Source organism: Corallococcus exercitus (assembly GCF_042231735.1).
In the GTDB taxonomy this organism is placed as follows: Bacteria; Myxococcota; Myxococcia; order Myxococcales; family Myxococcaceae; genus Corallococcus; species Corallococcus exercitus_B.
Map to the genome: position 1 here is coordinate 5,715,000 of NZ_CP102577.1, position 23,765 is coordinate 5,738,764.

A 23,765-nucleotide genomic window follows, 5' to 3' on the forward strand; every position below is an offset into this window, starting at 1 on the left:
ACGCGGGCTACTTGCGCCGGGCGGTCAGCGCCACCAGCGCGATACGCTCCACGCCCGCGTACGGCTCCTTCTCCAGCTCCTCGCCGAACACGTCCGGATCCAGCTCCTCGTAGACCACGTCCTTGAGGGGCGCGCTCCGGCACACCGGCTCCAGGGCGCTGCGCAGCAGGTCCTCGCCTTCCACCACCGGCGCGCCCGTGTAGAGGACCAGCGTGCCTCCCGGCTCCAGGCGCTCCACGCTCTCCCGCACGATGCGCACCGACAGCTCCGTGCCGTGCGTGCCGCCGCCATCCCGGTACGTGCGCCCGTCCGTGTCCGCCAGGTACGGCGGGTTCGCCATGATGAGGTCGAACCGGCCGGACACGTCCCGCAGCAGGTCCGAGTGCACCGCCTCCACCGCGTGCGCGCCGTTCAACCTCGCGTTCACCCGGGAGTACTCCAGCGCCAACGGGTTCAAATCCGCGAGCACCACCTCCTTGCTCCGCGCCGCCACCGACAGGCCGCCGGCCCCGGACCCGCAGCCCAGGTCCACCGCGCGCCGGAACGTGCCCGGCACCCGCTGGAGCAGCGCGCAGAACCGGTAGGTGTCCGGCCCGAAGAACACCGCGTCCTTCTCCGACGTGGGCCACGCGGAATGGACATACAGCCCCGTCCCCAGCGTCGAGAACCGCACCCGGCTCCGGTGCGTCCCGTCCCCGCAGTCCGCCAGCGCGCCCGCCTGCTCCAGCAGCGCCAGCATCCGGGGCTCCAGCACGCCCGGCCCGAAGCGGCGGCTCCACCCGAACACGTCCCGGAGCGAGTGGGCCTCCTGCGCCCCCGGCCGCGCGTTCACCCGCCGGTGCGTCTCCGGAGTCACCGTCGTGAAGGCGTAGCCCGTGGCGCGCAGGGCCTCTCCCAACGCGGTCAGCGCGGCTTCCCTCACCTCTGCCACCCCGTGCCCATTGCCACCGTCCACGTCCCGTCCCTTCGAAGGGTGTGTCCCTCAACGTGGGACCTGCCCTCCGGGGCGACAAGGCGTCCTCCCGCCCGAACCGCCCGCCCGCATGGACTCCGGGGCTCAGCGCCCAGCAGGCGGGGGAGCGTCCAGGAGCCCCTGGATGCCCGGCACCTCCGCCACGAACTGCAGGAAGTTGCGCAGGATGCGCCCCGTGGCGCCCCAGATGACGTGCTCGCCGTGCGTGTAGAAGTGCACGTCGTGCTCCATCCCCTCCCACAGGTGCCGCTCCACGCGGACGATGGTGGGGTCCAGCAGGCGCACCAGCGGCACCTCCAGCACCAGGTCCACCTCCACCGGGTTCGGCACGTACTTCCCGTCCCCCGGGACGACGCCCACGTAGGGACGGATGCGGTACGCGGACGTGGTGGGCGTCTCGTCCAGCAGGCCCAGCACCCGCACGCCGCCGCGCGAGATGCCCAGCTCCTCCTCCGTCTCGCGCAGCGCCGTCTCCAGCGGCGTGACGTCCCGCGCCTCCTGGCCGCCGCCGGGGAACGCGTACTGCCCCGCGTGCGTGCGAAGGGTGGCGGGCCGCCGGGTGAAGACCACGTAGGGCACGCCCTCCCGCTCGAACAGGGGCAGGAGCACCGCGGCCTCTCGCAGCGCCCGGCCCTTCCACTCGAAGGTCCGCGCCGGCCTCGCCTTCAGCCGCGTCTCCAGCGCATCGAACAGGGCCTGCACACGCACGACCTCCCCCTTCCTCAGTCCGTGATCTGCTTCTCGACCGGAGGCTTCGCCGGGGCATCCGGCGTCGACAGGTTCTCCACGCCGGACATCGGCTTGAGGATGTTCGCCTGCAACAGCCCCAGCAGCACCAGCCCCAGCGCGATGCGGTACACCACGAACACCAGGGTGGTGCGCCGCTTCAGGAAGCTCAACAGCCACGCGATGGCGGCCATGCCCGACAGGAAGGCCACCAGCGTCCCCACCACCAGTGCCACCGTCGACGGACGCTGCGTGGCCTCCAAGAGGTGCTTCAGCTCGAAGATGCCCGCCAGCGTCGTCGCCGGGATGGACAGCAGGAACGAGTAGCGCGCCGCGTCCTCGCGCTTGAGCCCCAGCGACAGGCCGCCCGTGAGCGTCGTGCCGGAGCGCGACGAGCCCGGCACCAGCGCCAGCGCCTGCCACAGGCCGATGAGGATGCCGTCCTTCCACGTCATGTCCGCCAGGGTGCGCTGGTGCGACGCGCGCTTCTCCACGACGAACAGCACGATGGCCAGCACGATGAGGCTGCCCGCGATGACGTACAGCGAACGGAACTGCGTCTCGATGAGCTTCTTGAACGCCAGCCCGCAGATGCCGATGGGCAGCGTGCCCACGCCCACGAACCACGCGAGCCGCGCCTCCAGCGTGCCGAACGGGTCGCGCTTCACCAGTCCCACGACGAACGCCTTCACCAGCGAGACGATGTCCTTGCGGAAGTAGATGAGCACCGCGGCCACCGTGCCCAGCTGGATGATGGCCGAGTACGCGGCGCCCGGGTCCGGCCAGCCGAACAGCTCCGGCGCGATGCGCAGGTGCGCGGTGGAGCTGATGGGCAGGAACTCCGTGAGACCCTGGACCAGACCCAGGACGATGGCTTCGAGCAGGCTCATAGGGGGCGTGGCCGCCAGGGATATGCCCTGCCCCCCTGCCCCGCAAGCGCGAAGGTTCCCCACCCCGCCGCGCGGGTCCGCCACCCGACCGTCTGGCCCGGGAAGCCGGGAGGGGAACCCGGGTAGGCTGGGCCCCGCCATGCCCCCCGCCCCCCTGTGCCCCTGCTCCTCCGGCCAGCGCTACAAGCAGTGCTGCGCCCCCTTCCACAAAGGCGAGGCGGAAGCCCCCGACGCCGAGCGCCTCATGCGCAGCCGCTACAGCGCCTTCGCCTGGCGCGAGGCCGCCTACCTGTGGAAGACGCTCCACCCCGACCACCCGATGCGGGCCCGTCCGGAAGCGGACGTCGTGCGCGAGCTGCGCGCCTTCGCGCAGGCCCACCAGTACCCGGGGCTGGTGGTGCTGGGCCACCAGCCCCCGGACGCGACGGGGCTCTCCCGCGTCCTCTTCTTCGCCAAGGTGTTCGAGAAGGGAAAGGACCAGTCCTTCGTGGAGCGCTCGGACTTCCGCCACGACGGCACCGGCTGGCGCTACCTGGACGGCGTCCTCAAGCTGCCGCGCGAGCTGAAGGTCCCTCCAGAGACCCTCACTCTGGACACCTTCCCGGCGGACTGAAAAAAGGGCCCGCGAAAATCCCCCGTCAGGATTCTCGCGGCACCTGCGTCCCTGGGAGTGCTGCCCGGCCGGAGAGGCCCTACACGCTCTGGTAAGGCTCCCCTCACGGGGGGCTCACGGTTCGAATCCGTTCTGGCCTATCACGCCACCCAATCGTGGCTTCTCCACTCGGGCAGCACCCTTTCTCCCCCTGTCGTCACTCCCGGGACCGCGCGTCCCGGTCGAGTGACGACAGGTCCCGGGCATCCTCGTCACCTCCCGGAGCGCCATCCGCGCCCAGTGACACGATGACCGGCACGCCCCGCTCCAGCGTGTACACGTAGTCATTGCCCCACGGGTCGCGGGGCAGCTCCGGGAGGATGCGGTCCTCCACCAGCGCGCGCAGCCCCGTGGAGGTGTCCGGCAGCCTGCCCCGCTTCATCGCGTACAGCTGGAGCCCCTGCCCCAGCGAGCCGAAGTCCAGCTTCACCCGTTTCTGCTTCGCATCCCCGAACTGTCCCAGCACCGACACGCCCACGGCGGCGGCGATGAGCCCCAGGATGGTGATGACGACCATGATCTCCAACAGCGTCATGCCCCGCTGACGTCGCTGCGCTCTTGCCATGTCTGTCTTTCCGGCACACCTGCGGCCCAGGCCGTTGTCGGCGTGTCCCTCACGGAAGGCCCCTCTGCCTTCCGGGATGGCTGTGATTGCAAGGGGCGCGCCCACGTCACTGCGCCAGAGACGGAAAGCCACCTCGAAAGGCCCTGGCTGTCTTTCTGGCGCAAGCGTCGCGTACGGCGCGCCACCGTGTCCTGTCACCGCGTTCCCGGGCTCGCGCCGGGCCGCGGGCCTCACGTCGTGACGTGCGGCAATGGGCGCAGGTGGTAGCGGGCCTCGAAGGCGTTGAAGAGGTCCAGGTACTGCTCCAGGTAGCGCGTGAGCAGGAAGTGGCGGCGCACCGTTTCGTGCGCGTGGTGCCCCAGCTGGTGGCGCAGCTTCGGGTTGCGGAGCACCTGCACGATGCGCGCGGCGCACTGGTCCACCGTGTCCACCAGGAAGCCGTTGTGGCCGTCTTCAATCTGGTGACGGATGCCGCCCACGTTCCCGCCGATGACGGGCGTGCCCTTCCACATCGCCTCCGCCACCGTGAGCCCGAAGCCCTCGCGCAGGGACTTCTGCACCACCACCGCCGCGCGGCGCTGGAGCGCGTTCACCAGCGCCGTGTCCTCGCGGCTGAGGATGATGAGCCGCTCGTCCCGGTGCCGCATCACCTGCTCGTAGACCTGCTGTCCCTCCGGGTCGTCCGTCGCCATGTTGCCCAGCAGCACCAGCGTGCACGGCGTCTCCCTGCGCGCGAGCCGCCACGCGGCCACCACGCCCTCCGGGTCCTTCCAATGGTCGAAGCGTGAGACCTGCACCACCAGCGGCAGGTCCGTGGGGATGCGGTGGTGCTGGAGCCGCTCATCCATCTCCGCGTCGCTCATCTCCCGGTTCTTGATGGAGAACGGATCGATGGCCGGCATGAAGAACACCTGCGGGATGGACAGCTCGCGCGTGTACTCCGGGATGCTCAGCACCGTCGCGTCGTACTGCTCCACGAACGGCTTGAGGTACGCCCACAGGGACGGCTCCGGATTGGACAGGTCCACGTGGCAGCGCCAGATCCACGGGCCGCGCTTGCGGCTGTGCCGCACGATGGGCAACGGCTGCGGGTCGTGGATGACGACGCGGTCGTGGTCCAGCCGGTTGCGGACCGCGTTCTCGTAGACGACCTCCTCGTAGATGGTCGCCTTCATCGGCGTCAGGTGGATGTCCGCGCCCTGCAGCGCGTTGTGCATCTTCTTCGTGATGTTGAAGAAGTCCGGAGGCCCCTGGATGGCCCGCCACTCGGTGGCCAGGCCCAGGCTGTTCATCAGCAGCGTCAGCGGCGACAGGAGCTCCGCCACCCCTCCGCCGTAGTACGTGGAGTTGACGTGCGCGACCCGCAGGTCCTGCAGCGGGCGCGCCTTCTCCAGGATGCGCTCCACCGCCTCCGCGCCCACGTAGCGCTCGTAGTGCTCGACCTGGATGAGGGAGTGCGGGTCTCCGGGGATCATCGCCATACCCTGGGGCCGCATCCGCCCGCCGGCAGGTGCCACCCGCGCGCCCCCATCCCCTCGGCCAGTTGCCTGCCGTGACCGCTCAGGCCTCCTCGGGCCGGTGCGACACGACCCAGAGCGGCGCGTCCCCGCACTGCACCAGCAGCTCGTCCCCCTGCCGGGCCAGGAGCGTTCCCGGCTCCGAGCGAGGGTCCTCGCCCCGCCAGGCCCGCGTGCGCCGCACCCGCACCCAGCGGCCCTGGAGCCGGGCCCTCGCATCGCCGTGGCCGTCGCGCCACGCGGCGAAGCGGCACGCGCGCACCTTCAGGTGCACGGAGCGCGCGCTGTCGCGCCAGTCGATGTCCCGGTACGCCGGCTCGAAGAAGGGCGCGAAGGTGGCGGCGGCCTCCACCTGCCGCTCACCCACGTCCCGCCGCGCCACGCGCTCCACCACGCGGGGCAGGAGCTGGCGCGACGCGAGCAGCAGCTTCTCGAAGACCAGCTCCTCCGTGTCCTCGTCCTGGAGCGGGAACGTCCCCTGCGCGAGCACGGGTCCGGTGTCGAAGCTCGCGTCCATGCGGTGGAAGGTCAGCCCCAGCTCGCGCGCGTCCTCGCGCAGCGCCCACCCCAGCGGGCAGGGCCCCCGGTAGCGCGGCAGCAGCGAGGGGTGCACGTTCACCGCGCCCAGCGGCGCCAGCGCCAGCGCCTCCGGCGGCAGCTTCCAGGGAAAGAAGAAGCACAGCAGCAGGTCCGGCCGCAGGTCCGCCAGCCGGGGCGTCATGTGCGCCCGCTCGCTCACCAGCAGCACGTCCAGCGACGGCGGCGCGGCCTCGAACAGGCGCCCCAGCTCCGCCCACCCCTCCAGGTCCAGCGGGCGCAGGCCCCGGATGCCCGCCGGCACCACCAGCGCCACCACCTCATGCCCCAGGGCCCGCAGCGACAGCGTGAAGTCGTGCGCCACCGCGGGGGCCACGGTGAGCAGCACGATGCGCCAGCCAGACGCGGCACCGGAAGTCGGCATGGCCGTGTCCTAACAATTCACCCACCGTGAATGCCCGGCGAATGAAAACGCGCTCGCCCCGGGAAGGGACGAGCGCGCGGGCTCAACCGAAGCGCTTCCGGTGGTGCGTCAGACCGCCTTCAGGCGCGGCGTGCGCGTCTTGGCGGGGGCGGCGGAGGAGGCCGCCTCGCGGAGCGCGTCCTTCTTGTCCGTGCGCTCCCAGGTGAACTCCTTGTCCGAGCGGCCGAAGTGACCGTACGCGGCGGTCTTCTGGTAGATGGGCCGCAGCAGGTCCAGGTGCTCGGTGATTTCGCGCGGGCGCAGGCCGAAGGTCTGGCGCACGGCGCGGGCAATCTGCTCTTCCGGCACGGTGGACGTGCCGAAGGTCTCCACCATCACGCTGACGGGCTCCGCCACGCCGATGGCGTAGGAGACCTGCACCTCGCAACGGCTGGCCAGGCCCGCCGCCACGACGTTCTTCGCGATGTAGCGGCCCATGTACGCGGCCGAGCGGTCCACCTTGGACGGGTCCTTGCCGCTGAACGCGCCGCCACCGTGACGGCCCATGCCGCCGTAGGTGTCGACGATGATCTTGCGGCCGGTGAGGCCCGAGTCGCCCATGGGGCCGCCGATGACGAAGCGGCCGGTGGGGTTGATGAAGAACTTGGTCTTGTTGTCGATGAGCTTCTTCGGCAGGACCTTCAGGATGACGTCCTCGCGGATGGCCTCCTGGATCTTCTTGTTGGAGACGTCATCCGAGTGCTGCGTGGACAGCACCACCGCGTCGATGCGCAGCGGCTTGCCGTCCTTGTACTCCACCGTGACCTGGCTCTTGCCGTCCGGGCGGATCCACGGGTGGTTCTTGCGGCGCACCTCCGCCAGGCGGCGGGTGAGCTGGTGGGCGTAGTGGATGGGCGCGGGCATCAGCTCCGGCGTCTCGTCGCACGCGAAGCCGAACATCATGCCCTGGTCGCCGGCGCCCTGGTCCTTCTTGTTGTCCACGCCGCGCGCGATGTCCTGGCTCTGGCCCTCGATGGCCACCATGACGCCGCAGGTGTTGCCGTCGTAGCCCATGGCGCTGTCGGTGTAGCCGATGCGCGTGATGGTGGAGCGGACGATCTTCGGGATGTCCACGTAGGTGTTCGTCGTCACCTCACCCGCGACGATGGCGAGGCCCGTCTTGACGAGCGTCTCCACGGCGACGCGCGCCTGCGGATCCTTGGCGATGATGGCATCGAGCACACCGTCGGAGATCTGGTCGGCGATCTTGTCCGGGTGGCCCTCGGTGACGGATTCAGACGTGAACAGGAAGTCGGTAGGCATGTCGTCTCGGGCTTCGCGCTTATTCGGTGACGCTGCGCAGGGGGCGGACACTAAACGTGCGGTCCCAGCAGAGTCAAACCTGCAGGTGCCCGGGTTTATTCGGGGGGAGCGCCTGTTGGCCGGGCGGACCCGACGCGGCGGGTGTGCCTGCCCGCCGGATGAATTTAATGGTCCGCGGGGCGTTCCCCTGGGCTACAGGACCCGCGCCCTTCTTCTGGAGGTCACCGACCCATATGAACCTGAACGCCCGCATCCGCACCCTCCCCTTCCTGGTTGCCCTCACCTTCGCCGTGCCCGCGCTCGCCGCGCCCAAGGCGTCCGAAGCCATCACCAAGCCGGTGAAGACCGTGGTGCAGTCCGTGCGCTACGAGAAGGACCTCAAGGCCCTGGAGAACCTGGGCAGCGACCAGCAGGGCCTCTTCCTCCTGGGCGACGAGTGGACCAAGGCCACGGACGCCCAGCGCAAGGAGTTCACCCAGCTCTTCCAGAGCCTCTTCGCGAAGATTGCCTTCCCCAAGGTCCGCGAGAACTTCAAGAACCTGGACTCCATCACCTACGACGAGCCGCAGGTGACGGGCGACAAGGCGCTCGTGGGCTCCACCATCTTCATCAACCACCCGCTGAAGAAGCAGGAGATGAAGCTGAAGTACGCCGTGGAGAAGGTGGGCAACGGCTGGAAGGTCGTGGACGTGTCCGTGCTGGGTGACTCCATGCTCACCGGCATCCGCGATGACCAGGTCCGCCCCCTCTTCAAGGAAGGCGGCTGGGACGGGCTGCTCGGCGCCATGCGCAAGAAGAACGACGAGCTCGGTGCGGTGAAGCTGAAGTAATCCAGCCATTCCCGGCTCAGCAGCCAGACCACCAGGCCCTCGTCCTCCCCATGGGTTCCGGGGGAGGCGCGGGCCGGTTAGGCTCCGGCGTTCCCCTCCTCCCGGAGCGCCTGGCGAATGACTGTCTCGACTCCCGCCCAGCGGCTGCTGCTCCGCGGCGCCCCGTCCGACCGGGAGATGGACGCGTTCTGCGTCCAGTACGCCCCGCGGGCCCCCGGGCACCCCGCGGTCCGGGACCTGCTCCGGCTCTTGTCGGAGGTCCCCGGTGACGGCCTGGAGCCGCGCCTGGAGTGGGTGGAGCGGTGGATCCACTGGATGCGTGACCGCATCCCCGCCCACGGCCTCACGGACGCGGATGACGGCGCGCTGTCCCCCGCGAACTCCCGGCTGTCGCTGCTGGTGCGCGTGCTGGAGGGCGAGCCCGCCCTGCGCGCGTCCGTCACCCGGCTGGTGTCGGGGGTGTGCGCGGGCAGCCGGGGGCTGAAGCTCTTCGCCCAGGTGGGCCTGAGCGCGGGCAACGGCTTCTTCTCCGAGCTGACGGACCGCTTCGTGCGCGGCGTGCTGCCCACGCCGCCGGAGCCGGGCAAGCTGTCGGAGCTGCTCCTGCGCCTGTTCCCCGTGCCGCAGGACGCGGAGTGGCTGGGCGCGCTGTCCCCGCTGCTCCTGGCGCGGCTGACGGCGCTGGTGGGCGAGCCGCCCCCACCGGACCCCACCCCGTCCTCGCGCGTGCGCGGGGACCTGATGGACGCGCTGCTGCTCTTGGGCGTGCAGGTGTCGGGGCTGGGGCTCGCGGAGGACGTGCGCGACCGCACCCCGGACATGTCCTTTCGCGCGTCACCCTTCCTGCGGCTGCGGCTGGTGTGCGACGCGGTGCTGGCGCGCGACGGGGCCCAGGAGGCGCTGGCGGAGCTGGCCCGCGTGGTGGAGGACTGCCGGGGCGTGGTGCGCACCGTCACGCGGCACCTGGAGGAGTCCGGCGTCAGCGTGGACCTGGTGTACCGGCTGGAGCGCATCCGGGGCGGCCTGGACCGGATGGAGGCCATCGCACGGGTGCTGGCCGCGCCCCGCGGCGAGCCCCGCTGGCGCGAGGCGCTGGCGCTGCTGTCGGACCTGCTGGAGCACTCGCACGCGGACCGCTCCGTGCGCGCGCTGGTCAGGCGCAACGCGCGGCTGATGGCTCGCAAAATCATCGAGCGCACCGGCAACACGGGCGAGCACTACATCACGTCCACGCAGGGCGAGTTCCACCGCATGGTGGACTCGGCCGCGGGCGGCGGCTTCGTCGCCGCGTTCGCCGTCGCGCTGAAGTTCTTCCTCACCGGGTTGCCGCTGGCCCCCTTCTTCGCGGGCCTCTTCGTCGCGCTCAACTACGCGGGCGGCTTCGTGGTGATGCAGATGCTGGGCCTCACGCTGGCCACCAAGCAGCCGTCCATGACGGCCGCCACGCTGGCGGCCGCGGTGGGCGAGGACGCAGGCCCGGACGGGGGCACCGGGCGCATGGAGCGCCTGGCGGCGCTGGTGCCGCGCATCACCCGCTCGCAGCTCGCGGCCATCCTGGGCAACCTGGGCTGCGTCCTGCCCGTCGCGGTGGCGCTGGGACTGGGCTTCCAGTTCCTCCAGGGCCACACGTACCTGACCGCGCAGCAGGCGCAGCACGTGGTGGAGACGCTGCACCCCTGGAAGAGCGCGACGCTCCTCTACGCCGCCCTGACCGGCGGGATGCTCTGGGCCTCCAGCGTGGCCGCGGGCTGGTTCGAGAACTTCGTCGTCTACCGCCGCCTGCCGGAGGCGCTCGCCCACCACCGCGTGCTGCGTGCGCTCGTGGGCACGGGCGGCGCGCGCAAGGTGGCGGACGCGCTGATGCACCACGCGGCGGGCGTGGGGGGCGGCGTCACCCTGGGCGTGCTGCTGGCGGTGATGCCCGGAGTGGGCGACTTCTTCGGCGTCCCGCTGGACGTGCGGCACGTCACCTTCTCCTTCGGCGCGCTGGCCCTCGCCGGGTGTGCGCTGGGCCCCTCCGCCGTGATGGAGCCGGGCTTCCTGGCAGCCGTGGCCGGCGTGCTGGTGGTCGGCGTCGTCAACTTCGGCGTGTCCTTCGCGCTGGCCCTGGGCGTGGCCCTGCGCGCCCGCGACGTCCCGGTGCTTGAAGGCCTGCGCTTCCTGGGCGCGGTGTTCCTGCGCTTCCTGCGCCACCCGCTGCCCTTCCTCGTCCCGCCCCAGGACGAGCCCGTCCCGGGTGGGACGCAGGCGCAGGTCGTCCCCCTGGCGGGGCCTCCGGGGCACTGACGGAACCCGGTTTATTCCCGGGGGTTGGGAAGCCCTGTCTCGCGCGGAGGAAGGGCGGACAGGCATCCCGGGCTTTGCTTCCGGGCGGGAACGTTCAGCGATAGGGTCCCGCGCCCATGAGCGGCAATCCCTCGTCCCATCCCCCGCCCCGCCTCGCCCTTGCCTACGCAGAGCTGATGGTCCGGCGTCCCGGCACCGTCATGACCGTGCTGCTGCTGTTGCTCGGCCTGGCCGTGTGGGGCACGTCGAAGCTGACCATCAACTCCAACCAGCTGGACCTCATCTCCCAGGACCTGCAGGAGGTGAAGGACGTCAAGCGGGTCATCGACATGGTGGGCGGCAGCGGCTTCTTCATGGTCGCGCTGCGCGGCGATGACGAGGCCACGCTCAAGAAGGTCGCGGACGACCTGGCCGTGATGGCGGGCAACGACAAGGAGCACGTGCGCTCCATCACCTACAAGATTCCCGTCGAGTTCGTTCAGCAGAACATGGTGCTGTTCGTGAAGACGGAGGACCTGGCCGAGGGCAAGCGCCGCATCATGGCGTTCCTCAAGGATCAGCTCCGCCGCGCGAACCCCTTCTACATCGAAATCAAGAAGACGGAGCCGGTGAAGCTGGACCTGCAGGACCTGGTCGACAAGTACTCCAGCGTTGGCAACAAGAGCATCGCGGACGACTACTACATCTCCCAGGACCGCAAGCTGCTGCTGCTCCTCATCAAGCCGATGTGGGACACCAACCAGATTGGCCAGACGAAGCTGTACGTGGACAAGCTGCGCACGGACCTGGCCGAGTACTCCAAGAGCAACAAGGCCGGCGTGCAGCTGGTGGAGGACTACTACAAGATGGGCGACAAGAAGACGGTCGCCTACGGCTTCACGGGTTCCTACAAGACGGCGGTGGACGACTCGTACGCCATCGAGGACTCGCTCCAGCCGGTCACCATCATCGCGCTCGTCGCCATCTTCGTCATCACCATCGCGTTCTTCCGCAAGTGGGCGCCCACGCTCATCGTGGTGAGCGGCACGGTGGCGGGCACGCTGTACACGCTGGGCTTCACCTACGCGACGCTGGGTGAGCTCAACATGATCACCTCCATCCTGGGCGGCATCCTGATGGGGTTCGGCATCGACTACGGCATCCACTTCATCTTCCGCACGCGCCTGGAGCTGGGCGCGGGCAAGCCCTACGACGTGGCCATCCGCGACGCGGTCATCAACGCGGGCCGTCCGGCGCTGGTGTCCGCGGTGGTGGTGGCGGGCTCCTTCTACGTGCTGATGGTGAGCGAGTTCAAAGGCTTCTCCCAGTTCGGCTTCCTGGCCGGCACGGGCACGCTGATGCTGGGCTTCACGCTGTTCTCCTGGTGCCCGGCGCTGCTGGCGCTGGCCGGCCGCAAGAACCCGGAGCTGCCGCGCAAGCTCATTGGCGTGATGAAGCCGCCGCCCACGAACAGCGCGACCGGCAAGGAGCTGCGCATCCCGCGTCCCGGCCTGGTGCTGGCGGTGGGCTGCGTCATCGTCGCGGTGGTGTGCGGCGCGGCCATCCCGTGGAAGAGCGGCGAGCCCCCGGCGGACGCGGGCTTCTTCGCGCGGCTGCCCTACGGCGTGCGCTTCAACTACAACACCCGCGCGCTGATGCCGGCGAACCAGCCGTCCGTGGTGCTGCAGGATGAAATCAACGCGCGCTTCAAGATCGCCAGCGACCCGCTCGCCGTCTACACCAAGGACCTGGCGGAGACGGAGGCCCTCTACAAGGAGCTGACGAGCGACCCGAAGAAGCGCCCCGCCATCTCCCAGGTGATGAGCCTCTTCACCTTCGTGCCGCCCGAGGGCAGCTCGCAGGCGAACGCGAAAATCCTGGAGGAGTGGCAGGAGGAGCTGAAGGAGATCGACGTGAAGGCGCTGCCGCCGGAGACGCAGGAGAAGGCGGCCCTGTTCTTCAAGATGCTGGAGGCCCGGCCCTTCGACGTGCACAACGTGCCGGAAATCTACGCCTCGCAGTTCCGGCACCTGCCCAGCACCAGCCCGGAGAACCACGGCTACCTCACGTTCATCTACCCGAGCGTGGACCTGTGGGACGGCAAGCAGATGCTCCAGTTCGCGGACCAGACCTCCTCCATCAAGGGCATGGTGACGCCGGGCAAGTTCATGCCAGGCGGCCCCACGGGCGCGCCGGTGGAGATGGAGTTCCGCGCCGCGGGCGCCACGCAGCTGTACGCGTCGCTGGCGCGCATGGTGCTCAAGGACGCGAAGCTCACGGTCATCCTCACCGCGCTGTGGATTCTGGTGATGCACTTCGCGGACTTCCGCAACGCGAAGCTGGCGCTGGCGTCCGTGATTCCGCTGACGGTGGGCCTGGCGATGATGATGGGCTTCATGGCGCTGTTCGACCTGCGCCTGAACTTCATGAACATCATCATCCTGCCCATCCTCCTGGGCTTCGGCGTGAGCCACGGCCTCTACCTGCTGCACCGCTTCCTGGAGGGGACCTCCCCGCTGGTGGCGCTGCGCAGCGTGGGCGCGGCGGTGGCGTCCTCCACGCTGACGGCGGTGGCGGGCTTCGCGGCGCTGCTGGTGGCCAGCCACAACGGCCTGCGCTCCATGGGCCTCGTGGCCTGCATCGGCCTCATCACCACGCTGCTGGTGTCCTTCACGGTGCTGGCGGCGGTGATGCAGCTGATGCACGACAAGCGGCAGAAGGACGCGGGACGTTCGCCAGAGGGCGGTTCCGCGACGGGGGGCGACACGTCCTCCACACGCGCCGCCTGACAGCGCGGAAGAAGCGCTTAATATCCCGCGCCGGACCTCGCGGCCCCGCCTTCCCCAGGGAAGCGCGGGGCCGTTCTTTTCTTCGGGAGCTTCAAGCCATGGGGACGTTCAAGCGGGTGGGCGCGGTGCTGGGCCTGATGGTGCTCACGGGCTGCGCGAGCACGGTGAAGAGCCAGCGGCTGCGCGACGACTACGCCACGGTGGACCGGCAGCAGGTGAAGCGGCTGGCGGTGGTGACGCAGCCGTTCCCCCAGGGGCAGCAGTACATCGGTGACCTGTGGAGCCTCATCGCCCGGCAGTGGCTGAACCAGAACCGGGACTACCTGGTGAAGGCCAACACGTCCCTGCCGGAGCGCCCCACGGACCCGACCTTCAAGGACCAGTGCGTGGAGGGCATCGAGGGCGTGCTCTGGCTGGACCCGACGGTGAAGCACGTGGGCGACGGCGCGGAGGTGGCGGTGAAGGCGCAGCTCTTGCGCTGCCGGGACGGCCAGGAGGTGTGGGCCGCGGAGGCCGGCGGCAGCTGGGACTCCGAGGACAAGAAGTACGTGGAGCGCAAGGAGCAGTACGTGAAGGAGCTGGGCCCGGACGTGGAGCCCTACGTGGTGCCGTCCTACAAGCTGCTGGTGGCCACGCTGGACACGCTGCCCAATCCCGAACTGAACGAGGCGGACAAGGACGAGAAGATCGACCTGGGCGAGTAGCCTCGCGCCCAGGTGGATCCTCAAGTCATCATCGGGCGCCTGGTGCTGGCCACGCTCCTGGGCGGCGTGCTGGGCGTGGAGCGCGAGGCGCGCAACCAGGCCGCGGGGCTGCGCACGCACACGCTGGTGGCGCTGGGGGCGTGCTGCTTCACGCTCTCCAGCGTGTACACGGAGGAGTTGCTCCGTCCTGGCGCGCCCCCGGATGGGGCGGAGGCGGACATCAGCCGCATCGCCAGCCAGATTGTCGTGGGCATCGGCTTCCTGGGCGCGGGGGTCATCCTGCGCCTCGGGGGCTCGGTGAAGGGGCTCACCACGGCGGCGAACCTCTGGGTCACGGCCGCGGTGGGCCTGGCCTGCGGCCTGGGCCTCTACCTGGCCGCCAGCGCCACCGTGGCCCTGGCCCTGCTGTCGCTGGTGCTGCTGCGCCCCGTCTCCCGCCTGCTGACGCCCGACGAGCACCGCCACGGCGGGCACCCGAGGGAGCGCTCCAACGGCGGAAACGACGAGGACGGGCCCCCCCTCGCGTGAGGAGGAGTCCCGTCCCGGGTGAAGCGCGGCGCGCGTGCGCACGCCCGCTGTCCGGCCCCTACTCCATGGGCACCAGCGCGCCCGTCAGGTCGTGCGTGTAGGCCACCGGCCGGTGCGCCGTGTCCGGGTGGCAGTGGTCGTCGTCCAGCTCCAGCGCGCCCTCGGCCAGCACGGCGCCGGGGAGGCTGGCCAGGTCCCGGCGGAGGTAGACGTCATCCCCGTCCAGGTCCGCGACGTCGGAGAAGCGCACGGGGTACTCCCGTTCGAAGATGCGCCCCTTGCCGATGGTGAAGCCGCGCGGGTCCACCGCGACGATGCCGCCGAGCGCTTCGCCGTCCCGGTCCCGCACCGTCATGCCCCGCTGAATGTCCGTTGCCTTGAACACGCTGCTGCCTCCTGCATCCGTGTCCGGCCAAAGTGTGCACCCTGCCTGGAAACGGCGACCCCCTCCCCGCCGCATTCAGCCGGGGGGAGCAGGGCCTACACGGGCTCCGGTTCCGGGTCGCGCACCGGCGACAGCAGCGAGCCTTCCTGGCCGCTGAAGCGCCGGTCCATCTCCGTGCGCACGAAGCGCTCAATCTCCTCCGCGGTGGTGAGCTCCATCGCCCCCTGGAGCATCTCCATCGCCTCGCTGCGGCTCACCCGGCGCATCAGGCGCTTCACCACCGGAATCTGCCCGGACGTCATGGACAGCTCGTCGAAGCCCAGCGCCAGGAGCACCAGGGTGAAGAGCGGGTCGCCCGCCATCTCGCCGCACATGGAGACGGGGATGTTGGCGCTCTTCGCCGCGTCCACGATGCCCTGGAGCATGCGCAGCACCGACAGGTGCAGGGGCCGGTAGAGGTACGCCACCTCGCGGTTCTGGCGGTCGATGGCCAGCGAGTACTGGATGAGGTCGTTGGTCCCGATGGAGAAGAAGTCCGCCTCCTGCGCCAGCCGGTCCGCGATGGTGGCCGCGCTGGGCGTCTCCACCATGATGCCCACCGGGAAGCGCTTGCCCACCGGCACCCCGGCACGCCCCAGCGCCGTGCGGCACGCCTCCAGCTCGCTGCGCGCCTCGCGCAGTTCGCTGACGCCGCAGATGAGCGGGAACATGAGGCGCAGGTTGCCGTGCACGCTCGCGCGCAGCAGCGCGCGCAGCTGGACGCGGAACAGCTCCCGGTTGGACAGGCAGTAGCGGATGGCCCTCAGGCCCATGGCCGGGTTGGGTTCCTTCTCGTGCTTCGTCTTGCCGGGCACCTTGTCGCCGCCCAGGTCCAGCGTGCGGATGGTGACGGGCCGGCCGCCCATGGCCTCCAGCACCTGCTTGTAGGCGCGGTAGTGCTCCTCCTCCGTGGGCGCCGTCTTGCGGTCCAGGAACATGAACTCCGTGCGGTACAGGCCGATGCCCTCCGCGCCGTGCGCCAGCAGCGAGGGGATCTCCTCCAGGAACTCCATGTTGCCGTTGAGCCGGATGCGGAAGCCGTCCGTGCTCACCGCGGGCTGGTCCTTCGTGGCCAGCGCCAGCTGCTCGCTCTCCAGGTAGCGGCGCTGCTCCTCGCGGAAGAGCGCGAGCTGGTCCTCCGTGGGGTTCACCAGCACCACGCCGCGCGTGCCGTCCATGGCCACCAGGTCGCCCGGCGAAATCTGCTCGCTCGCGCGCCCCGCGCCCACCACCGCGGGCGTCTCCCGCGCGCGGGCGACGATGGCGGTGTGGCTGGTCTGTCCGCCCAGGTCCGTGACGAAGCCGGCGACGCGGCCGCTGCGCGCCATCATCGCCGCGTCCGCGGGCGGCAGGTCGTGCGCGACGACGATGGCCTCCGCCGGGACCTCCACGTCTTCATCCACCACCTGGCCCATCAGGTTGCGGATGATGCGGTCCGCGACGTAGTCCACGTCCGAGCGGCGCTCGCGGAAGTACTCGTCCGGGATGTTGTCGAAGAGGTGCTTTATCTTCCGGGCCGTGCGGCGCACCGCCCACTCCGCGTTGATGCGGTCCTCCACGATGAGGCGGTTCACCTCGTCCACGAGCATGGGGTCGTGGAGCATCAGCCGGTGCGCTTCCAGGATGAGGGCGTGGTCGCTGCCCTCCGTGCGCGTGATCTGGTCCTTCAGCTCCGCGAGCTGGCGGTCGGACAAATCAATGGCGGTCTTCATCCGCATCCGCTCGGGTTCCACCTCCGCGTCCGCCAGGCGCAGCTTGGGCGTGCGGATGCGCTTCCTGTCCAGGATGAAGGCGTGGCCCACCGCGATGCCCGGGGAGGCACCGATGCCCGTCAACCTGAGTGTAGGGGTGGCCTGGCTGCTCACGGTTTTCCTGACCTCTTAGGGGAGTCTACCTCCCCTTTCGACGCTCACTGCGCTTCGCCAAACCGGTCCTCGATGAGCTTTTTCAATTCGGACAGGCAGGCCTCGGCGTCCTCGCCCTTGCAGGTGAGGGTCACCTTCGTGCCCTGGGCCGCCGCGAGCATCAGCACGCCCATGATGGACTTGGCGTTGGCGCGCTGCCCGGAGGCCTTGATGAAGACCTCGCTCTTGAAGCGGTTGGCCACCTTGACCATCTGCGCCGCGGCCCGGGCGTGCAGCCCCAGCGCGTTGATGATCTCGAAGGTTCCCTCGGCTTCACTCGCCATCGTGCGACTCCCGCTTCACTCGACTGTTCGTACTCACAGAAAGGCACCCGCCGCGCAGGCCAATCCCGCCGCGACGTAGAGGACCCCATAGGTGGGGACCCGCCGGTTGACGGCCACGTACGCCAACACGCCCACCGCCAGGCACCCCACCGCCAGGAACGGCGCCCAGGTCCCGCCCGCCGTCGCCCCGAAGCTCACCGCCAGCCACGCGGCCAGCCCGCCCGCGCTCGCCGCGGCCACGCCCCTCAAGCGCGCGCCCTTGGCGGGAAGGTTCACCCGCGCCACCGCCTCCACCAGACGGTCTCCCAGGCTCAGGCCCAGCCAGTACAGCCGGATGCGCAACAGCAGGTGCACCAGGTTGTAGAGCACCAGGAAGAGCACCACCGCCCAGACGCCCAGCAGGGGCACCATCGCCGCGCAGAGGCCGCCCACCGCGGGCTTGAGCGACAGCCAGAAGAACCCGTCCCCCAGCGCCGCGAGCGGCCCCATCAGCGCCGCCTTGAAGCCCACCACCCGGTCCGGCGTCTCCTCCCCCCGGGCGATCTTCTGCTCGTGGTTCACCACGCCGCCCACGATGGCCGCGGCCACGTACGGGTGCGTGTTGAAGAAGACCAGGTGACGGCGCACGGCCGCCTCGCGCTGCGGGCCCGGCGGGTACAGCCGCTCCAGCGCGGGGTACACGGCGTACGCGAGCCCCAGGTTCTGCATGCCCTTGGGGTTCCACGACGCCTGGAGGAAGAGCGAGCGCAGGAAGACGCGCAGCACCGTGCCCCGCGACAGCCGCGCGGGCGGCGTGAAGGCGGGAGCGGCCGCGGGGGGGGACGTCGGCTGCACGCTCATGGCCGCTGCTCCTGCAGCTGCACCAGCACCACCGCCGCGGTGACGGCCGCCGCGGCGAGGCCCGCGTACAGGGGGGCGCGCTTCGCGTGGCTGGACTGCGCGGCGATGGCCGCCGCCACGGACGCCATGGCCGGGTACGCCCAGGCGAGCCCCCGCACCAGCCCGTGCGGCAGCGCCACCATCACCGGCTCCAGGAAGTAGCCGGCCAGCGCGCACATGCCGGTGATGGCGCCGTAGCACACGAAGTGCGGCCACATGCCCCACAGGTTCTGCCGCATGGCGCGCGTGAGGTTGCCGGCCTCCGCGGACGCCAGCGCCACGCGCGCAAGCCGCGCGGAGTAGCCCTCCAGCAGCCGGTCCAGCCTCCGCCCCACCCGCCCCAGGCCGATGAACAGCAGCACGGCCAGCGACCAGATGGCCGGCGTGGAGCCCGCGCCGGTGGCGGCGGTGAGGGTGGCGGCGGCGGCGGCGGTGCCGGTGGCCGCGACGGTGTCGTTCTCCGGCAGGGAGGCGCCCAGGTTGGCGGTGCCCAGGTAGAACAGCTCCAGCAGCATGCCGACGGACAGGCCCCCGCCCACGTCACCCAGCAGGGCGCCCATGAACGTGGCGGCCACCAGGGGCCGGGACAGCATGGCCTGCAGGAACGCCTTGCGCTCCACGGCCACCAGGCCCCCCCAGAGACACGCGAGCGCCACCTGGGTCCAGCCGACGTTCACCGGCTCACCCGGCCTTCGACCAGCGCTCGGTCAGGTCCGGCAGGTCCACGGACTTCTCCGCGGGCACGGCGCGCGCCTCCACCCGCACGCCCTGCGCGGACAGCTGCTGGAGGGCCAGCAGCTCCCCTTCCGCCAGGAAGACGGACGGCGACACCTGCCGCCGGCCGGTGCCGAAGTGCACGTTGCCCAGGTTGAGCTGGTCCATGGCCAGCCCGTTCTGGAAGGCGAACGGCACGGAGGCGACGTCCCTCAAGAGCACCAGGGTGCGCACACCGTCCTTGGACAGGGCGGCGAAGTCCACCTGGGCGAGAGGGAGGATCTGCACCTCGATGGCGCTCTGCACGGCGAGCGCCATGGCGGCACGGATGAGGGGACTGGAGGCCGCCTCATCGTCCGCCACCACCACACGGGACACCTTGAGGTGGGGAAGCCAGGCTTCGACGACCTGACCATGGATGAGGCGGTTGTCGACGCGGACCAGGGTGATCACGGCAGTCTCGAATCGCCGACCCGTACGGGTCCGTCAAGTTCGCGGCTGCTGCTGGGCCTCGCGAAGCAGGGCGGATGCACAGGTGATGTTGCGCTGGCCGTACGACGCCAGCTGGTTGGCCATGTCCGACAGGGCCATCTGCTCCGAACGGAGCGAGTTGGCCTTCAGCAGCATGGGCAGATTGACGCCGGCCAGGACCTCCAGATTCATCCGCTGACACATCATCAGCGATTCCTTACAGGGGGTACCTCCGAAGAGGTCGGCCATGATGATGACGCCGTCCCCTTCGTCCACGGCCTTCACGGCCTGCTTCATCTTGGCGCGGAGGTCCTCCACGGGCGCCCCCGGCTCGATGTTGCAGGTGGCCACGGCGGGCAGCTTGCCCACGATCTGTTCAGCGGTTGAGACAAGCTCATCCGCGAGACGCCCGTGCGATGCGATGACGAGGCCGACCATTGATCACCCCTGAGCCACTTCCCGGGAGATTTGCGTCCTACGCCCATCAACGACCGGACGCAACTCCGGCGAAGTTTTCCGCCTGCACCTGGGACTGCTTCCCCAACCGCTACGCTTCGAAGGTAAGGCGACTGCGCCCACCATGCCTGGAATTTCAGGTCCGGGAAAGGGACACGGTGTCGTCTGCCGGACGGGGAGCCGGGCGCGGTCTCCCCACGCTGTAGAGATGCACTGCGCCCCCGTGTGATGCGTGCCCTCCAGGGCGAGTCCGCGCGCCCCGCTCGGTGGGTAGGAAGGCAGCCGGGCCATCGCGCGGAAGCGGCCGTATCACCCGGAAATCCCGGGAGGGCCCGCGAGGTCCAACGGTACTCGGGGCGCCCCGGATTCTGGGGACCTGCCGCATCGGGTGCGGTGTCTCAGTGGACGACCAGGCATGCCCTCTGCTCGGCCGGCCGGATGCGCGCGGTGGCGCCGGCGCCGAAGGTGAGGAAGTCCTCCTCCATGCCGTCGCTGAAGATGACGCCGCCCTGGGGCATGCGGGACTCGAGCACCAGCTCCTCCTGCGCGGTGACGAAGCCGCCGACGATGTCCGCGCCCGAGTGGCGGCTGACGAAGGGCTCGCGCACGACGAAGGCGAGCCGCGCGTCCTCCCAGCCGAGCGTCCAGGGTTTCCCCGGCGTGCCGCCCGTGCAGCGCGTGAGCCCCTGCGCGAGCGCGAACACGGACGACAGCCACCCGCTGGAGCCCGCGCCGGTGGACACGAGCACGCCGCTGGAGGACTGCGACTCCTCCCGGCCGCCGTAGCGGACCTCGTAGCGGGCGGACACGTGCGTGCGCGCGCCGATGAACAGGTCATTGAAGGCGAGCAGCCGCTGGCCGTCCTGCAGCCGCGCCTCCGCCAGCTGCACCTGACGCACGTTCGCGCGGCCCTCCAACGTGCGCAGCACCGCGGCCCGGGCGTCGCGCGGGAGGAAGGGCAGGAGCACGCCGTCGAAGCGCGCGGGGTCCGGGTTGACGCCCACGAGCGGCTGGCTGCCCACGTACTTGGCCACGTTGGCGACCAGCCCGTCCTGTCCCACCGTCACCACCACCTCCTTGCCGGTGAAGAGGAAGGTGGGCACGAGCGAGCGGTCCACCTGCTGCACCGGCAGCCCCACGTCCAGCCGCGAGCGCAGGCCGTCCACCGCGCGGCGGTAGGTGTCGTCCTCCGCCTCGAAGGCGGTGAAGTCCTGGTGGTTGCGCTCCACGTAGAACTTCGCCTGCTTCTTCGTGTTGAAGCGCACCACCAGGTCCGCCAGCCGCGTCTTGCGCGTGACGAGCACCACCTTCTCGAACATGGCGTTCATCCTTCGCGCTCCTTTCAGCGGTCGCGGGGGTCGAAGGCGTGGACTTCGGCTCGCGGGGGAGGGTTGGGCCGGGCCGGCTTCGAGTCCGGGGGCAGCAGCGAGCGCAGCAGGTCCGGCGACACGTTGAGCTCGCCGATGCGCTGCGCGTTCTCGCCCATCTCGCGGAAGGCCAGGGCGATGTGGAGCGCCGGGTCGCCGCCGTTGGCGGACGTGGCCAGCAGCGTCTTCCAGTCCACGCCCTTCACCGGCTCCAGCGTCTTCTCCAGGGTGTACGCGCGCGCGTCCGCGGACTGGCGCTCGTTCTGGACCCAGCGCTCCATGAGGGCGGCGCGCTGCTCCTCCACGGAGATGTCCGCGGCCATCTTCGCCTCGCGAATCTGGCGCTGGCGCTCCTCCACCACCAGCTCCGTGGCCAGCTCGCTCTCCTTGATGCGCCGCTCCTGCTCCACGGCCGCGTTGCGGCGGGCGTAGATGGCCTCGTCCGCTTCGCGCTGGAGCCCCTCGCGCGCGGCGGCCTCCAGGGCGCGCGCCATCTCCGGCGTGGGCGCGATGGAGAGCACGGAGAAGGCCATCACGTGCACGCCCAGCGCCTTCACGGACTCGGCCTCCGCCAGCGCCGCCAGCACGCGGGCCTCCAGCATGTCGGATTGCACCAGCACCTCGCGCAGGCTCAGGGACTGCACCACCGCGCGGGCGCGCACCTGCGCGGCCTGCACCAGCCGGTCCGCCAGCTTCTCCGGGTCCTCCGAGCGGTGCCGCCCCGACGGCGTGATGGAGTAGTCCAAGAGCCCCGCCAGCCGGCGCGGATCCTCCACCCGGTACGTCAGCTGCCCCTGCACCGTCACCGGCTGGAAGTCGCGGGTGACCTCGTTGAAGGCGAACGGGACGTCCGCGCTCGACAGCGGCACCGCCACCAGCGTCGTCGCCGGCTTCCAGTAGAGGAACGACAGGCCCGCACCTTCGCGGACCACCTCGCCGTCCCGGTACTGCATCACGTACGTGGTCGGCGTTGACTTCATGTACCCGAAGAACATCCGCGCATCCCCCTGACCTGCTGCGTTTGTTTGTGTAATTTCAACACCATCTTAGTGTCGTTCGTACACATTCGCAACGAGGAATGGGGAAAGCGGTGTAGGTGGCGTGGATGCCGGTGGACGGGGTGGGCCCGGGCGTCCTTGAATCGGGGGCATGACGCGCAAGCTCGGGGAGCAGTTGGTCCTGGATGGAGTGCTGACGCCGGAGCTGTTGTCCCGGGCGCTCGCGCGGCAGCAGGAGACGGGGCTGAAGCTGGGTGAGTGCCTGGTGCGGCTGGGCGTGGACGAGACGCCCGTGCTTCGGCTGCTGGCGCAGGAGCTGAAGACGCGCTTCGTGTCCACGGAGAAGCTGGCGCAGGCGAAGGTGGACCCAGGCCTGCTGGAGCGCGTGCCGGTGCGGCTGGCGGAGGGCTTTGACTTCATGCCGCTGCGGCTGGCGCAGGACGCGCTGTACGTGGCCATCTCCGAGCCGCAGCGGCAGCGGGCGCTGGAGGAGATTGCCAAGACGGTGGGCGTGGCGCAGGTGCTGCCGTTCGTGGCGGTGCGAAGGTCCATCCGCGCGGCCATCCGCAAGCACTACTACGCGGACGCGAAAGCCTTCGAGCACCCGCCGGAGGACCTGGTGTGTCCGCACTGTGGTGCGTCCTGCAAGCCGGGGGACTTCCAGTGCGCGCGCTGCGAGCTGCTGCTCGTCAGGAGCGTGGAGGACCTGCCGCCCCGGGACAACGTGTCGCTGGTGCGCGCGCTGCTCACGAAGCCCGAGCAGACGGGAGCGCGCGGCGTGCCCCGGCCGCCCCAGCAGGAGGCGACGCGGGTCGTGTCTTTCCAGGCGCAGGCCCAGGGGGCGGCGAAGACGAAGGGACCGCCGGTGCGGCCAATCATCGCCGCGGGACTGGACCTGGTGAACCAGCCGCTGAGCCCGTTCGAGGCGTACGTGCTGTCGTTCGTGGACGGGCGCACGGCGCTGGCGGACATGGCGCTCATCACCCAGGTGACGGAGCTGGAGCTGCGCGCGGTGTTCGAGTCGCTGTCCGAGCGCGGCGTGACGAAGCTGGTGGGCACGCTGGCGTCGGCGGATGCGTCGTTCTCGGGGGATGGCACGCCCGTGTTCGGGCGGGGTGAGCCGAAGACCGTGCCCCCGTCCGCGAAGGTGGCGGCGGCTCCGGCTTCGGGGGCCCGGCCGCAGGCGCCGATGCCGGCCGTGACGTTGGCCTCGGCGCTGACGGCGAAGCCTCCCGCCGTGCCGCCGGTGTCACCGCCCAGGATGGAGGACACGCGGGAAGAGGTGCTCCAGCGCGTCGTTCGGCTGGAACAGGCCGGGAAGCTGGCGGAGGCGCTGGACCTGCTGGAGCGGAGCATCGGGCTCTTGCCGAAGCCCGCGCCGCTCTACAACCGCATGGGGATGATCCTCCTGAACCACCAGCGCGACTACGCGCGCGCCAGTGCCTTCTTCCAGAAGGCCTCGGACCTGGAGCCGGAGAACAGCGTCTACACGATGAACCTGTACTCCGTGCTGGCCCTCACCGCCGAGGCCACGAACGCGGGACAGAAGAAGCCCCGGCGCTGAAG

Annotated in this window: 23 protein-coding genes; 7 read left to right on the top strand and 16 right to left on the bottom strand. The window is 70.3% G+C overall.

Annotation, left to right across the window (positions count from 1 at the left end; translation table 11 throughout):
- Positions 1-7: 7 nt before the first annotated feature.
- From NR792_RS22365 to NR792_RS22375, 3 genes are all read right to left on the bottom strand, one after another.
- A complete protein-coding gene (locus tag NR792_RS22365; RefSeq protein WP_375754710.1) occupies positions 8-931 on the bottom strand; it encodes a methyltransferase in 924 nt (307 codons plus the stop codon).
- A gap of 126 nt (positions 932-1,057) precedes the next feature.
- Positions 1,058-1,681, bottom strand: coding sequence for an NUDIX hydrolase (locus NR792_RS22370; RefSeq protein ID WP_375754711.1), 624 nt, complete (start codon positions 1,679-1,681; stop codon positions 1,058-1,060).
- Positions 1,682-1,695: 14 nt separating this feature from the next.
- On the bottom strand, positions 1,696-2,589 hold the full coding sequence (locus tag NR792_RS22375; protein WP_375754712.1) for an undecaprenyl-diphosphate phosphatase: 894 nt from the start codon (positions 2,587-2,589) through the stop codon (positions 1,696-1,698).
- A gap of 139 nt (positions 2,590-2,728) precedes the next feature.
- Here NR792_RS22375 and NR792_RS22380 point away from each other — a divergent pair, with 139 nt between their 5' ends.
- Positions 2,729-3,202 (top strand): YchJ family protein, encoded by a 474-nt coding sequence (locus NR792_RS22380; RefSeq protein ID WP_375754713.1) that lies wholly within the window; start codon positions 2,729-2,731, stop codon positions 3,200-3,202.
- Between the two features lie 196 nt (positions 3,203-3,398).
- Here NR792_RS22380 and NR792_RS22385 read toward each other — a convergent pair whose 3' ends face one another.
- The 4 genes from NR792_RS22385 to metK form a co-directional block, all read right to left on the bottom strand.
- Positions 3,399-3,806 (bottom strand): type II secretion system protein GspG, encoded by a 408-nt coding sequence (locus NR792_RS22385; RefSeq protein WP_375754714.1) that lies wholly within the window; start codon positions 3,804-3,806, stop codon positions 3,399-3,401.
- Positions 3,807-4,036: 230 nt separating this feature from the next.
- Positions 4,037-5,287: a glycosyltransferase gene (locus tag NR792_RS22390; protein WP_375754715.1), complete on the bottom strand. Its 1,251-nt coding sequence runs from the start codon at positions 5,285-5,287 to the stop codon at positions 4,037-4,039.
- 79 nt (positions 5,288-5,366) lie between these two features.
- Positions 5,367-6,284 (bottom strand): methionyl-tRNA formyltransferase, encoded by a 918-nt coding sequence (locus NR792_RS22395; RefSeq protein ID WP_375754716.1) that lies wholly within the window; start codon positions 6,282-6,284, stop codon positions 5,367-5,369.
- 108 nt (positions 6,285-6,392) lie between these two features.
- The gene (gene metK / locus NR792_RS22400; protein WP_375754717.1) at positions 6,393-7,586 is read right to left on the bottom strand and encodes a methionine adenosyltransferase; all 1,194 of its coding nucleotides are present in this window, start codon (positions 7,584-7,586) and stop codon (positions 6,393-6,395) included.
- A gap of 239 nt (positions 7,587-7,825) precedes the next feature.
- Here metK and NR792_RS22405 point away from each other — a divergent pair, with 239 nt between their 5' ends.
- The 5 genes from NR792_RS22405 to NR792_RS22425 all read left to right on the top strand — a co-directional run bounded on the left by NR792_RS22405 (position 7,826) and on the right by NR792_RS22425 (position 14,702).
- Entirely contained in the window at positions 7,826-8,416 is a 591-nt protein-coding gene (locus tag NR792_RS22405; protein ID WP_375761668.1) for an ABC transporter substrate-binding protein, read from the top strand.
- A 117-nt stretch (positions 8,417-8,533) separates the two neighbouring features.
- Complete coding sequence (locus NR792_RS22410; protein ID WP_375754718.1) at positions 8,534-10,702, top strand: site-specific recombinase; 2,169 nt, start codon at positions 8,534-8,536, stop codon at positions 10,700-10,702.
- Positions 10,703-10,818: 116 nt separating this feature from the next.
- Positions 10,819-13,470, top strand: coding sequence for an RND family transporter (locus tag NR792_RS22415; protein WP_375754719.1), 2,652 nt, complete (start codon positions 10,819-10,821; stop codon positions 13,468-13,470).
- Positions 13,471-13,568: 98 nt separating this feature from the next.
- A complete protein-coding gene (locus tag NR792_RS22420; RefSeq protein WP_375754720.1) occupies positions 13,569-14,174 on the top strand; it encodes an MXAN_6521/LA_1396 family lipoprotein in 606 nt (201 codons plus the stop codon).
- 12 nt (positions 14,175-14,186) lie between these two features.
- Complete coding sequence (locus NR792_RS22425) at positions 14,187-14,702, top strand: MgtC/SapB family protein (protein ID WP_375754721.1); 516 nt, start codon at positions 14,187-14,189, stop codon at positions 14,700-14,702.
- Between the two features lie 58 nt (positions 14,703-14,760).
- Here the strand turns inward: NR792_RS22425 and NR792_RS22430 are convergent, their stop codons facing one another.
- The 9 genes from NR792_RS22430 to NR792_RS22470 all read right to left on the bottom strand — a co-directional run bounded on the left by NR792_RS22430 (position 14,761) and on the right by NR792_RS22470 (position 22,196).
- A complete protein-coding gene (locus NR792_RS22430; RefSeq protein ID WP_375754722.1) occupies positions 14,761-15,087 on the bottom strand; it encodes a hypothetical protein in 327 nt (108 codons plus the stop codon).
- A 95-nt stretch (positions 15,088-15,182) separates the two neighbouring features.
- Positions 15,183-16,991, bottom strand: a complete 1,809-nt coding sequence (ptsP, locus tag NR792_RS22435; protein ID WP_375754723.1) for a phosphoenolpyruvate--protein phosphotransferase — start codon at positions 16,989-16,991, stop codon at positions 15,183-15,185.
- A 44-nt stretch (positions 16,992-17,035) separates the two neighbouring features.
- A complete protein-coding gene (locus NR792_RS22440; RefSeq protein WP_120592229.1) occupies positions 17,036-17,314 on the bottom strand; it encodes an HPr family phosphocarrier protein in 279 nt (92 codons plus the stop codon).
- A gap of 33 nt (positions 17,315-17,347) precedes the next feature.
- Positions 17,348-18,154: a PTS system mannose/fructose/sorbose family transporter subunit IID gene (locus NR792_RS22445; protein WP_375754725.1), complete on the bottom strand. Its 807-nt coding sequence runs from the start codon at positions 18,152-18,154 to the stop codon at positions 17,348-17,350.
- Entirely contained in the window at positions 18,151-18,870 is a 720-nt protein-coding gene (locus tag NR792_RS22450) for a PTS sugar transporter subunit IIC (protein ID WP_375754726.1), read from the bottom strand. The genes NR792_RS22445 and NR792_RS22450 overlap by 4 nt, the downstream gene beginning before the upstream one ends.
- 4 nt (positions 18,871-18,874) lie before the next feature.
- Positions 18,875-19,360 (bottom strand): PTS sugar transporter subunit IIB, encoded by a 486-nt coding sequence (locus tag NR792_RS22455; RefSeq protein WP_375754727.1) that lies wholly within the window; start codon positions 19,358-19,360, stop codon positions 18,875-18,877.
- A gap of 33 nt (positions 19,361-19,393) precedes the next feature.
- Positions 19,394-19,816: a PTS sugar transporter subunit IIA gene (locus NR792_RS22460; protein WP_014399911.1), complete on the bottom strand. Its 423-nt coding sequence runs from the start codon at positions 19,814-19,816 to the stop codon at positions 19,394-19,396.
- Positions 19,817-20,232: 416 nt separating this feature from the next.
- Positions 20,233-21,162 carry an NAD+ kinase gene (locus NR792_RS22465; protein ID WP_375754728.1) on the bottom strand — a complete coding sequence of 310 codons (930 nt, stop codon included), beginning with the start codon at positions 21,160-21,162 and terminating at the stop codon, positions 20,233-20,235.
- 14 nt (positions 21,163-21,176) lie between these two features.
- Entirely contained in the window at positions 21,177-22,196 is a 1,020-nt protein-coding gene (locus NR792_RS22470) for an SPFH domain-containing protein (protein WP_375754729.1), read from the bottom strand.
- Between the two features lie 154 nt (positions 22,197-22,350).
- On the opposite strand from NR792_RS22470, the gene NR792_RS22475 reads away from it, so the two are divergent.
- Entirely contained in the window at positions 22,351-23,763 is a 1,413-nt protein-coding gene (locus NR792_RS22475; RefSeq protein WP_375754730.1) for a hypothetical protein, read from the top strand.
- Positions 23,764-23,765: the final 2 nt, after the last annotated feature.

What these genes read in the sequence shown, in the direction of transcription:
- NR792_RS22375 (WP_375754712.1), bottom strand. Translation starts at nt 2,589, where the DNA reads ATGAGCCTGCTCGAAGCCATCGTCCTGGGTCTGGTCCAGGGTCTCACG.
- NR792_RS22380 (WP_375754713.1), top strand. Translation starts at nt 2,729, where the DNA reads ATGCCCCCCGCCCCCCTGTGCCCCTGCTCCTCCGGCCAGCGCTACAAG.
- NR792_RS22385 (WP_375754714.1), bottom strand. Translation starts at nt 3,806, where the DNA reads ATGGCAAGAGCGCAGCGACGTCAGCGGGGCATGACGCTGTTGGAGATC.
- NR792_RS22390 (WP_375754715.1), bottom strand. Translation starts at nt 5,287, where the DNA reads ATGGCGATGATCCCCGGAGACCCGCACTCCCTCATCCAGGTCGAGCAC.
- NR792_RS22395 (WP_375754716.1), bottom strand. Translation starts at nt 6,284, where the DNA reads ATGCCGACTTCCGGTGCCGCGTCTGGCTGGCGCATCGTGCTGCTCACC.
- metK (WP_375754717.1), bottom strand. Translation starts at nt 7,586, where the DNA reads ATGCCTACCGACTTCCTGTTCACGTCTGAATCCGTCACCGAGGGCCAC.
- NR792_RS22410 (WP_375754718.1), top strand. Translation starts at nt 8,534, where the DNA reads ATGACTGTCTCGACTCCCGCCCAGCGGCTGCTGCTCCGCGGCGCCCCG.
- NR792_RS22415 (WP_375754719.1), top strand. Translation starts at nt 10,819, where the DNA reads ATGAGCGGCAATCCCTCGTCCCATCCCCCGCCCCGCCTCGCCCTTGCC.
- NR792_RS22420 (WP_375754720.1), top strand. Translation starts at nt 13,569, where the DNA reads ATGGGGACGTTCAAGCGGGTGGGCGCGGTGCTGGGCCTGATGGTGCTC.
- NR792_RS22440 (WP_120592229.1), bottom strand. Translation starts at nt 17,314, where the DNA reads ATGGCGAGTGAAGCCGAGGGAACCTTCGAGATCATCAACGCGCTGGGG.
- NR792_RS22445 (WP_375754725.1), bottom strand. Translation starts at nt 18,154, where the DNA reads ATGAGCGTGCAGCCGACGTCCCCCCCCGCGGCCGCTCCCGCCTTCACG.
- NR792_RS22460 (WP_014399911.1), bottom strand. Translation starts at nt 19,816, where the DNA reads ATGGTCGGCCTCGTCATCGCATCGCACGGGCGTCTCGCGGATGAGCTT.
- NR792_RS22465 (WP_375754728.1), bottom strand. Translation starts at nt 21,162, where the DNA reads ATGAACGCCATGTTCGAGAAGGTGGTGCTCGTCACGCGCAAGACGCGG.
- NR792_RS22470 (WP_375754729.1), bottom strand. Translation starts at nt 22,196, where the DNA reads ATGTTCTTCGGGTACATGAAGTCAACGCCGACCACGTACGTGATGCAG.
- NR792_RS22475 (WP_375754730.1), top strand. Translation starts at nt 22,351, where the DNA reads ATGACGCGCAAGCTCGGGGAGCAGTTGGTCCTGGATGGAGTGCTGACG.